Here is a 12,065-nt window from a genome sequence, read left to right on the forward strand (position 1 = left end):
AGGATGAAACAAAATGAATACATTAGGTGAAGTGAAGGCATTCATTGAACTACAAATGTTACAGGGAATGTCTCGCTCTAAAACAGATTCTCATAGTACCAAAACGGGGTTAGACTTTTCAAAGATTTTAGAGCAAACCCTTTTAAACACCGCAGCATCAAGCTCCTTGGGAAAAACAAAAGGATTGAATACTCTAGGAGCCTTTAGTCGAATGGAAACGAAGAATCTATTCAATACTAGAGCCGAATCGACTATTCCTGCAAGCAGTCCTGTTATCGATCACCATAAAAACACGAATTTCGATCGTATCATTCAACAAGCTTCAGAGAAATTTAAACTACCTGTTACATTAATCAAATCAGTGATTAAGCATGAATCTAATTTTAATCCTTCTGCTGTAAGTTCTGCCGGGGCAACCGGTCTTATGCAGCTTATGCCTGCAACAGCAAAGGGATTAGGAGTCCAAAATGTATTGGATCCATTAGATAATATAATGGGCGGAAGTAAATACTTACGACAAATGCTCGATAAATATGATGGAAATCTATCTTTAGCACTTGCAGCCTATAATGCGGGTCCTGGGAATGTGGACAAATATGGAGGAATTCCCCCATTCAAAGAAACACAAAATTATGTCAGAAAAATAACGGAATCCTTAAATAGTTAAGAGAAAAAGCCCATCCAAATCTATTTTAGCTGATTAATCAGGCAAAAATAGGTTTGTTTTTTTGTGAATGATGTTACACAGTACGATTTATTTGAGTTCTGATTAGGTCATTGCTAAAATGAGTATACAATTTTAGATAAAGGAGCGAATCATATGGTTGAGATGAAGATGACACCGTATGATGCTATTGGGGAAAAAAAGCTGTATAGGCTTGTAGATCAATTTTATTTACGTGTCAGCAAACATCCCGAACTAATCCCCATTTTTCCTGATGACTTAACAGAAGTTGCCAGAAAACAAAAGCAATTTTTAACCCAATTTTTAGGTGGTCCCAAGCTTTATACAGAAGAACATGGTCATCCCATGTTACGAGCACGCCATCTACCTCATGAAATCACACCTAATCGTGCAAAAGCTTGGTTAGCGTGTATGAGTGAAGCAATGGATGAAGTAGGCATTGAACCCGGTTTACGGGAGTATTTCTATTCCCGTCTAGCCTTAACAGCTAAAAATATGGTGAATACTGATTCACCTGATGCTATGCAAGGTGAAGTGCTTTGAGAACACAACATATTCAATATTTTTTAAATAAAAGACCAATGGAAATTTATTTCTTTGTTGATCCCTTTTGCTCGGAATGCTGGTCTCTTTCTCCAATCTTAAAGAAATTACAAATAGAATATGGTGATTATTTTTCACTTAAATACGTTTTAGCGGGAAAACTTTCTTCTTTAAATCAAATAAAAGATCGGACTTTTTCTTGTCAGAAGAGATGGCAACGGGAACAAGGAAGATTCAAAAAAATAATGAAGAATTATTCCCTTGAACAAACACCCCATCTAGCTGCTATTAGTATCAAAGCTGCTGAATTACAAGGAAAAAAGGCGGGAATTCGTTTTATTCAAAAACTCCAAGAATTATTATTTATTGAGGACAAAGATATTTCCGATATTAACGTGATTCAGCAATGTGCAAAATCAATTGGCCTTGACCTAGACGAGTTTATTCACGATGTATATTCTGAGACTGCAGCTAGAGCCTTTCAATGTGATTTGAAAATTTCGTCCGAAATGGAAGTAGATGAAATGCCTTCCATGGTATTTTTTAATGAAAACATTGAAGATGAAGGCATTAAAATCACTGGTTTGTATTCTTATGATATTTATGTGCAAATTTTAACGGAAATGCTGCAAGGATGCCCAAAACCAGCGGATAAGCCTCCATTAGAAGTTTTCCTTTCTCTTAACCCGGTAAATGCTACACAAGATTTAGCATTGATTTTTGATTTACCAGCTCATAAAGTGGAAAGACAAATGAAAAAGTTACAGGTCCAGCAAAAGGTACAAAAAATCGGCTCTCTACATGGATCTTATTGGAAATATAAATGCAATAATCTATAGTGTAAAAAGCATCACCCTCTTATACAAGGTGATGCTTTTTACATTACATATGATTTCATGAAACCGAGATCTAGGACATAATATAAATAAAGAGGTTAAAAATGGTTTTTTAACTGGAAAACGAAATGAAAAATTTAAAGAAAAGGAGGCAATCCAATGCGTACAATTAGTCTCTTCCTTATTATTGGTTTCATTATCGTCTGTTTTTTCCTGCATATTCTAGCATTGCTTCAATTAGTTCCCATTTATATTACTTCTCCACTCCTCTTTATTGGACTAATTGGACTAGTCTCACGGATGAATGGGCGTAACAAATTCCGTGGATTTCATTGAAGATCCCATCCATCCTGGGATTTTATTCAGAAAACAAGGCTTCCATTTCATTTAATTTTTCTTCAAAAATTTGACAGGCGGCTTCAATTGGCTGTGCTGAGGTCATGTCAACTCCTGCTTTTTTCAATACTTCTATTGGATAATCAGAGCTTCCTGCTTTCAAAAATTCTAGATAACGCTGGACAGCCGGTTCACCCTCTTCTAAAACTTGCTTGGACAAGGCTGCGGCTGCACTGAATCCTGTTGCATATTGATACACATAATAGTTGTAATAAAAATGCGGAATTCTCGACCATTCTAAGCCAATTTCTTCATCAATATGAATATCTTCTTCCCCAAAGTACTTCTTATTTAACTCATAATATTCTTTTGTTAAAAGCTCGGCCGTTAAAGCTTCGCCATTTTGATCCTTTTGATGGATAAGATGCTCAAACTCAGCAAACATCGTTTGGCGAAACACCGTCCCACGAAAACCTTCAAGATAATGATTGAGTAAATATAATTGTTCCTGCTTATCCTTTGTATGATTGATCAGGTACTCATTGAGAATCGATTCATTGGTTGTTGAAGCGACTTCTGCCACAAAAATGGAGTAATTCCCATATGGATAAGGTTGATTTTTTCGAGTGTAATAGCTGTGAACACTATGACCAAATTCATGAGCAAGTGTAAATAGATTATTCACATTATCTTGCCAATTCAAGAGAATATATGGGTTTGTTCCATAAGCCCCTGATGAATAGGCCCCACTCCGTTTTCCCTTATTTTCAATTACATCTACCCAACGATTTTCAAATCCTTCTTTCAATATACCTGTATATTCCTGGCCTAATGGAGCGAGGGCTTTCATCACGATTTCTTTCGCTTCCTCGTATTTCACCTCCATTTTTACTTCCTTCACAAGAGGTGTATATAAATCATACATATGGAGCTGATCCACACCCATGATTTTTTTCCGAAGCTTCACATAACGATGGAGTAAATGTAAATTCTTATTAATGGTATCAACAAGATTATCGTAAACCGTTTCCGGAATATTGTTGGCGGCTAATGCAGCCTGGCGGGCGGATTGGTATTGACGAATCTTCGCAAAAAAATTATCCTTCTTTACTGTTCCATTTAATGTACTGGCAAACGTATTTTTGAACTGACCATAGGTTTCATATACTTTCTTAAACGCAGTTTCCCGAACGGTGCGATTCTGACTTTCTAGGAATCGGATATAATTCCCATGAGAAATTTGGACATCGTCTCCATTCTCATCCTTTATAACTGGAAATTCTAAATCCGCATTATTAAGCATGCCAAATGTCGTGCTTGCAGAGCCTAATGCTTCTGAAGCTTGTGCTAACATTGCCTCTTGTTCCGCTGATAAAACATGTCCACGTTGCAGATTAATTTCTTCCAATGCATGGCGATACACTTGGAGATCGACATTTTCTTCAACAAATTGGGCAATTTTACTTTCATCGATCGCCAAAATTTCGGGGACCACATAAGAAAATTCACTTGCCACTAGCGAATATAAACTTTCAGCACGTGAATTCAGCCCTTGAAAATGAGAATTCCCAGTATCCTGGTCATATCGCATATGAGCATACGTAAACAATTTACCTAAACGTTCAAATACCTCTGACTGGAATTGCAAAACACGGTTAAGCTGCTCTGCACTTTCTCCAATCGTTCCCTTGTACTGCCCTGCTTCCTTGACAAGCCCCTTAATGGCTTGATATTCCTTTTCCCATTCTTCATCTGAAGCAAAAATATCCTCTAATCGCCAAGTCATTTCTTCTGGTATTTCTGATCGTGGCGGGAGCGATTTAATAGCTGTTTCTTTCGTCATAACCATCCTCCTATTTCAATCCTAAAATTCTTCGACAGGTGAAAAATCCTGCAATATTAATTATTCTACCTATTTCATGGAAATCCCTGCAACCATATTGAAAAATATTCTATTGACTCGGATTAAAGAGATTGTGTACCGTTATTTTGCGAAATAACGCATTTTCCTTTGCATGCATGTCCTCTATATTTTTTGGTATCTTAACGATTTTTTCCATCACAAATAAGTCTTCTCCTATTTTTGAGAAATATTCCAATATCGTAAGCATGAAGAAGTATTCCGTCATGGCCCTCTCCCAAGTGTGTTGCGGATCAAAGTCTAATGGAAATTCTCGAATAGTAATGCTTCCTTTATTTAATCGAGTGGATAATTTTTGCTTCACCCACTTTAATGATATCTTTTGTCCAACCGCTAAACCTCTTAAACAATCATAATAAATATAAAATTGCCAAACCATGGGAGGTTCATAAAATAAATGAGCATGTGGTAAAGGAATCCCACAGATTTCAGGCAAAAGAAAGGGATTATTCCCAGTTGCGTAAACCTCTTTTAAAAAAAGGTCTGACACAAGATTTCCATAATACACTTTATTTTGAAGCCAGTTTCTCTTTTCATTCAGCCAATTTAGCGTATCATGCTTTGGATCAATTGGGAAATGGTTAGAATTGTTAGTACGAAAAAGTGGGAATTCATGAAATAAAGCGACAACCTTCGTGGATGTTATGGCAGTTATTTGGGAAAGCTGTTGAAAGTTCTTTTTCTCAGGAAGGTAACTTAGAAGAGTAAGACCAGAATGGGCGTTGTGTCTACTTAAAGACCAATGGAAATCAGATAACTCATACGATGTGTTTTTTCTTTTTTTATAAGGAGGACCCCCTATAATCCATATTGGAAGAATACCCATTTTTCGATACCCATCTGTTCTTTCTTTTAACCGGTTTCGAGATAAAGGGGAACATTGATACTCGATGGCATAAGCTTGATTTTCTTTTTTTACAAACAGATCTGGTCTTTGCTGGATTTCTGAAAGGTAGTATTCTAAATGAACGTCCAATCCCTGTCTTTTGTAGTGAGTATATAGATGTTTTTTCCCTAATAAATGCTGTGGGCTTTCAGGCTCTGCAAACAGAAAGGAACAATTTGCCTCACGCTTATGGGCAAAATGGGGAATTCGAATCTTACCAGCCTTTAGAATAAGTGGCTCTTTACATGCTGGACAATAAAAGAATGAGGAACGCTCTTGCTTCGTAAAGGTTTTCGGGGTATGGACCAATGAAACAAGTTTTCCTTCTTGGTTTAATGCCGTTAACAATTTCATCACTCCTTTCATTACCTATTCGCCATAAATCGATATAATCCTTTATCTTTTATTTCACTTTTAAACAGAAAAAAACCGATTCCCTTTGGAAATCGGCTGATTTATTTAAAGTATTGGTTGAGAGTGGAGAATACATTTTGATCAATAATACTTTTGCCATATTCAACTAGGCGATGAACCGTATAGGTACTTTCCTGCCCATATTCAAAAAGAATACTTAGTACATCTTCTATTTTATCTTCATCGAATATTTCTTCTGGGAAATGCACATGCAAGTAATAAAGATTTTCCCAAGAAAATAATCGCGTTTCTATCTGTTCATCTAAGTTTTTATTTTTTGAAAGGGATAGGAGATCTTCAAAATCTTTGAATTCCAGTACAAATTCATACTGAATTTTTGACTGCCTATAATGGTTCACCTGAAAATTTTGATCGAGTAAATCTTCGATCGTGTGATCAACTGGGATCTCATTATGCTTTTCATCGGGAATGGGTAGTTCTAATTTCTGACCATCTTTAGAAAGTTGGGCCTTTGTGACAATGACTTCAAGTCCTTTATCAAGAGCCTGGATTTGAATCCAAAGTGGTCCTTCATTAAGAAATTCATCTTCGTAGTGAATTTCTTCCATCATTTCCCAGAATAACTCTTCACTTCGCTCCCGATTATACCAAATTTCTTCACGGTCAAAGCCACGTTCTTCGATATCCATATAAGATATATATAGCTTGACTGTATTCTCATTAATGCGTTCAATCTCCAAAATCAACACTCCCTTCTATGATTGTTGGTGAAGGGATCACGATCCCGTACCGGAGATTCTTATCATGCATCCTTAGAAAGAATGAGTTATATTATTCTCCTTGTACTCCTATTTTATGATAAACAGTGGATAAATGGAAACAAAAGCTATCCTAAAGTTCAAAATCCTCTAATGCCTATCTTTTCTCCATGTTTTGCTTATTTTATCTAACATATCAAATAAAATCAAGCTAATTTTCTAAATTCTCTTGGGCAAATATCCTAGTTTGATTGTACACCCTTCCCTCGTTTAACGACTTTCATAAGAAAGAGGCTATACCGAAAGCCGTTTAACGACATTTTGGATATAGCCTCTAATCAATATAGCCTATATTATAAAGATTAATTTACCATTTTTTGCGCTTCACGAAGTTGATACGTGCGAACTTTTCGCGGTAGAAAACGTCTAATTTCGTCTTCATTATATCCAACCTGTAGTCGCTTTTCATCTAAGATGATCGGCCGTCTTAAAAGGCCAGGGTTTTTTTGAATTAATTCAAATAATTGTTGAAGAGGTAAGGATTCTAAATCAACATTCAATTTTTGAAAAATTTTAGACCTTGTTGAAATGATCTCGTCTGTCCCATCTTCGGTCATCCGCAAAATTCCCTTTATTTCATCTAAGGTAAGAGGATCTGAAAATATGTTCCTCTCCTTATAAGAAATATTATGTTGTTCAAGCCAATTTCTTGCTTTTCTGCATGATGTGCAGCTAGGTGAAGTGTACAACGTTACCATAAAAGAACCACACTCCTATTTTAGAATTAAATTCCTGTTTTATTTATTTGAATGAATATTGCTACATAATGGAAACATGTTATATGTAAATAGAGAAAATCCCTTTGTTCTATTTACCTATAAAATAAGCTTACATATGTATTATACACTAAATGCAGCAGATTGAATAGGTTCTTTTGAGGATTTTCTTATCTGTTACACAAAAAATTCACTGCTGTTATAATATTTCCATTTACTTATCCATTACCCTTCTAGATGATAAATAAACAAGAATTTCCTTTTTTTACTATCCCCTAAACCCAATCATTCATACGACAATATTATAAATTGTTAATCCAGTATGATCGCATATAAGCCCGTACACCACTTCATTCTTTTCCATTCATATAATCTACATTTTCGGTATACGTATTACCTGCATTCCATAATAGGAATTCATTAATTCCCTCATCATAGAGCGCCTTTATTTGATCCTCTACCTGTTTTTTACCATAGACTTGATAATTTCCTGGCCCCAGATAGGAAGCGGTAAAATCCTGCAACCAAGGACGGGAAATAGGTGGATTATCCAATTCCCCTAGTTTTGCTTTTTCCACTTTCGCATATTCCTTAACAAGCTTATAAGGTTCTAAATCTGGCTTCGCTATTCCAAAATAAGAGGTCCAATGACTTGGATAAATCATAGATGAAATGACATCTACATTTTCAGATATCTTTTGAAAGTTTTGGCCGATCCCTGGTGCTTCTGGAAGCGTAGCTGTATAACCAAAAATATCGACAGATACCTTTACATTATATGGTTGCAATCTTTCTTTTGCATAGGCAACAAAATCGGTCACGGCATGAACCCGTTTTTGCACATTATCCTCATCTTTCCCACTATAATCCCCCATATCATATGTTAATGATTCGTCCCTATTCTCAAAACCTTCGGGAAAGCGAACATAATCAAATTGAATTTCTTGAAAACCTAATTTAGCTGCTTCAATCGCAATGTCGATATTGTAATCCCAAACTTCTTTTAAAAATGGATTAACAAATGATTCCCCTCTTCCATTTTCCCACACCTTTTTCCCATCCTTAAAGGATAATTCCGGTTTGGCCTTCGCAAGTGTGGAGTCCTTAAAGACAACAATTCTAGCAATCGGGTAAATTTGCTTCTCCTCTAATGTATCCATCATTTTATCTGGATCTTTAATATACTCCTTGGAAATGTCGGCATAAGGAGAATCCTTTGGCATTTTATATGTAATATCTCCCCGATCCTCTTTGATATCAATGACCATCGCATTTAAGTCAGTCGAATCAACCATATCAACCAATTTAGCAAAATTGCCTCCTCCCGCCGAAAGACCCGTTACATAAATGCCCCTTACAGCGTCAGGATATTCAAATACTCTCCCGGAATCATAGACAAAACGCGGCATAACCTCTGGTAAAACTTTGCCTGACACTGTTAACTGCCGTAACTTTAGCGGTTTCGCATCAAGCTGTGTTTCTGCTGCGGCTCCTACCGAGGTAAAACAAAATAAAGCAGCGGTTATGCCCGCTGTAGCAAATCTTTTTTTCCAGCCCAATAAGAATCTCTCCCTTTTAAAATTTTGTCTATTTTTATAAAATCTTGTCTCGCTCTGTCTTTTTTTATTTTAACAAGATTTCCCGTTTATGGATATGGTATTTGCAAATTCAGCGTTTACATTTCAAATTTGGTGCTTTGGACCTTGCTTGATTGTACTCTTAACAGCAAGTATAATAGGTAATGATTATTTTACCTATTCCTTTATTGACTGGAATTGAAACATATTTTTTGAAGTTTTTTGTCAAACCATTCTGCCCTGTTTCTTATTATTAAGGAGGATTTCTACATATGAAGACAATTTTTTCAGGCATTCAACCAAGCGGCGTCATTACTCTTGGTAATTATATTGGTGCTATTAGACAGTTTATTGAGCTGCAAAATGATTATGATTGCTACTTTTGCGTTGTGGATCAACATGCCATTACCGTTCCTCAAGATCGGTTGAAATTAAGAAAAAACATTAGAACATTGGCTGCCTTATACATTGCGGCAGGCTTAGATCCTCAAAAGGCCACTTTATTTATTCAATCGGAAGTACCTGCACATTCTCAAGCAGCTTGGATGTTACAATGTATTTCCTATATTGGTGAATTAGAAAGAATGACACAATTTAAAGATAAATCAGCAGGAAAAGAGGCCGTGTCAGCCGGATTATTAACATATCCTCCATTAATGGCTGCAGATATTTTATTATATGGGACGGATTTGGTTCCTGTTGGGGAAGATCAAAAGCAACATTTAGAGTTAACGCGGAATTTGGCTGAACGGTTTAATAATCGGTATAACGAAATTTTCACCATTCCCGAGGTACGCATCCCTAAAGTAGGGGCAAGAATTATGTCACTGCAAGACCCGCTAAAGAAAATGAGTAAATCTGATGCGAATCAAAAAGCGTTCATTACGATGCTGGATGAACCTAAGCAAATTGAGAAGAAAATAAAAAGTGCGGTAACCGATTCAGATGGGATTGTTCAATTTGATCAAAAGAACAAACCCGGCATTTCTAATTTGCTTTCGATTTATTCTATATTAGGCAATAAGACTGTACAAGAACTGGAAGAATATTATGCTGGAAAAGGTTACGGAGAATTTAAAACAGATTTAGCCGAAGTCGTTCTAAACTATATCATTCCTATCCAAGAGCGCTTCCGTCAATTAGTGGAATCACAGGAACTTGATGATATTTTAGATAAAGGTGCAGAAAAAGCTGCATTAAAGGCAAATAAAATGGTGAAAAAAATGGAAAAGGCAATGGGGTTAGGAAGAAAAAGAAGATAATTGTAAAAATAGTTAAGGCGCTGTTCCGGTAAAATGTAGCTATTGGAAGGCTACTAAGACTTCTAATAGCTATGATTCGTCAGGACAGTCCGCCTTCCTCTTTTTTTGGCTAGCTATAGGTGGCTTACTTGCCGCCCTAAGCAGCCACCTTTCGCTTTTCATTTTACTTTAGAATCACATTCCATCTCCCAAAGTTTTTCAAAAAATGGCTGTCCTTTAATCATATTTTCACATAACATACGGTGTTTTTCAGACCATCCATTTTTTGTTTCTTCATAAAGACATTCCCATACCTCTTCAAAATGCATTGTTTGAATCTCGTGATAACGATGTGGAGCCCACTCGGTGTACCAGTACCTAATTTCAGAGGTGTTTTTTGAGGCGTAAAGCTGATCGAGAGCCATAAACATCAGATGCTTTAATTGGCGCTCTTTTCTTGTCAGCCCATACATTAGCTTCGGGTCCGGAGCTAATATATGATGTTCTTTTGTTTCATTATATTCTTTCCATTTGTAATTCGCTCTTTTTGCTTGCTCCGTCATTTCATAAACAAGTTGTTCCTGGCGTGGGATCAGTCTACTTTTTCTAAGTGGGATATTATAGCCAAGTGTATCCACAGCAAGGATCCCTCTGCCATCCGTTACGACGAAACAGTTTTCTAACTGCACTCGCTCATGATTTTTTCTCAAATATGCTTTTTTGTACGTATCATTCATTAACTGTTGTGGAAGTTCTGCCATATTATTTTCGATGTAGTGAAAAAGAGAGGCTTCAATCAACAACAGGGGTACTTGATCTAAAAGCTCAATCACATCTTCCCCTCTCCTCCATTCATGAAAATGGCAAACATTATAACCGTTCTCTTCCCCCTCAAACCAATTTACCCATACATCATGAAGATATAGCATCTTAATCCCTCACTTCATTACTATTTGTCAATCAGTATAGGCAGCCTAGAGTAAATTTATTCCTTTCAATCTGAATCATTCGTTTTTCTGTCCGGGCAGAATAATGTAAAAGTAACTAAAAAAATGCCTAGAGGGAGGAAATAACTTTCAGGACGCTTTATGACAAAGCCTATATATTCAAACAAACTCATTCCCATCGTCATTAAATTTAAATAACCGATTAAACTGATACCTCCCAGCACAGCTAGACCGAATCCAATCAAAAATAAAGCCCCTCGAAACATCATTAATTGGCACTTCCCGTACGTTTTTATAGAGATTTCGCTTGTACCGTTTTGTATAATATATGTTAAGAATGAGCGGACATGCCTTTTAATGAAGAAATTGATTTTTCTCTAATACTTTTTCTGAAGGGAGAGAAAAAGTCTCCAATATAGTGATCTTATTTTCTTTTATATATCCCTTTGCTATCTCATATCCTACTGCATATCCCATCATATGGGGAATTCCCTTTCTTCCACCGAATAATAATTGATCATGGAGAGGATGATTCCTTTTTATGTGAAAATGTGGTTTATAGGCTGTTTCCGTCCGACGTTTTAGAAAGTCCTTGTTATGCAAATCTGTCCAAAAGGCAGTATACTTCTTCCCACAGCAGTTCAGAACAGCTACTTCCGCAAGTCCTTCAAATAAGATGGAATCTAATAAAGTGTAATCATCTTTCTCTTTTTTGTATTTGCCCATTCTTGTAGCATGATGATATTCATGCACAAAAAGAGCTTCTAATTCTTTTTCTTCGAGACCATCTGATAGAAAAAGGAAAAGACTGTCACTAAAAGATAAACCTGCTCGCCCACGAAGTTGTTGTCGGAAAAATCGATTATTTTGGTTTACAGGAAAGAGATAGATCTTTACAGCAGGACCACGCCATTTTTTTCGGTAGGATTGATAAATGGATGCCACTCGTTCCCAAACTTTTTCTTTTTTTAAGGTTTCAAACACTTTAAAACTTTGTTTAGATGGCTCATACATTCCAAATTGAACTAAATATTGATAAAAATCATGTTCATCTTTTATTTCAGGCCTTGCCATTTTCCCCATGATCCATGGCTGTTCAAAATGCTCTTCCATCCAATTGTCGGTCTTCACTACCCCATCATACATTCCTCCCTTGCAGTTATTTTATTAACTAGGAGGAAGAA

The 12,065-nt window shown here is 36.3% G+C and carries 13 protein-coding genes; 5 read left to right on the forward strand and 8 right to left on the reverse strand.

From position 1 onward, the window contains the following. Window positions 1-13: 13 nt before the first annotated feature. From MUB24_RS05375 to MUB24_RS05390, 4 genes are all read left to right on the forward strand, one after another. On the forward strand, window positions 14-667 hold the full coding sequence (locus tag MUB24_RS05375) for a lytic transglycosylase domain-containing protein (protein WP_244702134.1): 654 nt from the start codon (window positions 14-16) through the stop codon (window positions 665-667). Between the two features lie 153 nt (window positions 668-820). Beyond that, the gene (locus MUB24_RS05380; protein WP_280516883.1) at window positions 821-1,228 is read left to right on the forward strand and encodes a globin domain-containing protein; all 408 of its coding nucleotides are present in this window, start codon (window positions 821-823) and stop codon (window positions 1,226-1,228) included. After that, window positions 1,225-2,067, forward strand: coding sequence for a ClpXP adapter SpxH family protein (locus MUB24_RS05385; protein WP_244702136.1), 843 nt, complete (start codon window positions 1,225-1,227; stop codon window positions 2,065-2,067). Before MUB24_RS05380 ends, MUB24_RS05385 begins: the two co-directional genes overlap by 4 nt. A 156-nt stretch (window positions 2,068-2,223) precedes the next feature. After that, complete coding sequence (locus MUB24_RS05390) at window positions 2,224-2,400, forward strand: hypothetical protein (protein WP_244702137.1); 177 nt, start codon at window positions 2,224-2,226, stop codon at window positions 2,398-2,400. 22 nt (window positions 2,401-2,422) lie between these two features. Here the strand turns inward: MUB24_RS05390 and pepF are convergent, their stop codons facing one another. From pepF to MUB24_RS05415, 5 genes are all read right to left on the reverse strand, one after another. Beyond that, window positions 2,423-4,243, reverse strand: a complete 1,821-nt coding sequence (gene pepF, locus MUB24_RS05395) for an oligoendopeptidase F (RefSeq protein ID WP_244702138.1) — start codon at window positions 4,241-4,243, stop codon at window positions 2,423-2,425. Window positions 4,244-4,352: 109 nt separating this feature from the next. Next, entirely contained in the window at window positions 4,353-5,555 is a 1,203-nt protein-coding gene (locus tag MUB24_RS05400) for a competence protein CoiA (protein ID WP_244702139.1), read from the reverse strand. 107 nt (window positions 5,556-5,662) lie between these two features. Further along, complete coding sequence (mecA, locus tag MUB24_RS05405) at window positions 5,663-6,322, reverse strand: adaptor protein MecA (RefSeq protein ID WP_244702140.1); 660 nt, start codon at window positions 6,320-6,322, stop codon at window positions 5,663-5,665. A 380-nt stretch (window positions 6,323-6,702) separates the two neighbouring features. Beyond that, window positions 6,703-7,098, reverse strand: a complete 396-nt coding sequence (gene spxA, locus MUB24_RS05410; protein ID WP_244702141.1) for a transcriptional regulator SpxA — start codon at window positions 7,096-7,098, stop codon at window positions 6,703-6,705. A gap of 368 nt (window positions 7,099-7,466) precedes the next feature. Further along, window positions 7,467-8,675 carry a putative glycoside hydrolase gene (locus MUB24_RS05415; protein ID WP_280516884.1) on the reverse strand — a complete coding sequence of 403 codons (1,209 nt, stop codon included), beginning with the start codon at window positions 8,673-8,675 and terminating at the stop codon, window positions 7,467-7,469. Window positions 8,676-8,965: 290 nt separating this feature from the next. Between MUB24_RS05415 and trpS the strand changes: the two genes are divergently transcribed. Next, window positions 8,966-9,955 carry a tryptophan--tRNA ligase gene (gene trpS / locus MUB24_RS05420; protein WP_244702142.1) on the forward strand — a complete coding sequence of 330 codons (990 nt, stop codon included), beginning with the start codon at window positions 8,966-8,968 and terminating at the stop codon, window positions 9,953-9,955. A gap of 158 nt (window positions 9,956-10,113) precedes the next feature. On the opposite strand, the gene MUB24_RS05425 is transcribed toward trpS, so the two are convergent. The 3 genes from MUB24_RS05425 to MUB24_RS05435 form a co-directional block, all read right to left on the reverse strand. Next, window positions 10,114-10,863: a YjbA family protein gene (locus MUB24_RS05425; protein ID WP_244702143.1), complete on the reverse strand. Its 750-nt coding sequence runs from the start codon at window positions 10,861-10,863 to the stop codon at window positions 10,114-10,116. 65 nt (window positions 10,864-10,928) lie between these two features. After that, the gene (locus MUB24_RS05430) at window positions 10,929-11,150 is read right to left on the reverse strand and encodes a YuzI family membrane protein (RefSeq protein WP_244702144.1); all 222 of its coding nucleotides are present in this window, start codon (window positions 11,148-11,150) and stop codon (window positions 10,929-10,931) included. An 85-nt stretch (window positions 11,151-11,235) separates the two neighbouring features. Next, window positions 11,236-12,027, reverse strand: a complete 792-nt coding sequence (locus MUB24_RS05435; protein ID WP_244702145.1) for a DUF2268 domain-containing putative Zn-dependent protease — start codon at window positions 12,025-12,027, stop codon at window positions 11,236-11,238. Window positions 12,028-12,065 lie beyond the last annotated feature (38 nt).

The sequence above is a fragment of the Lederbergia sp. NSJ-179 genome (assembly GCF_022867885.1).
Classification (GTDB): Bacteria; Bacillota; Bacilli; order Bacillales; family Bacillaceae_C; genus Lederbergia.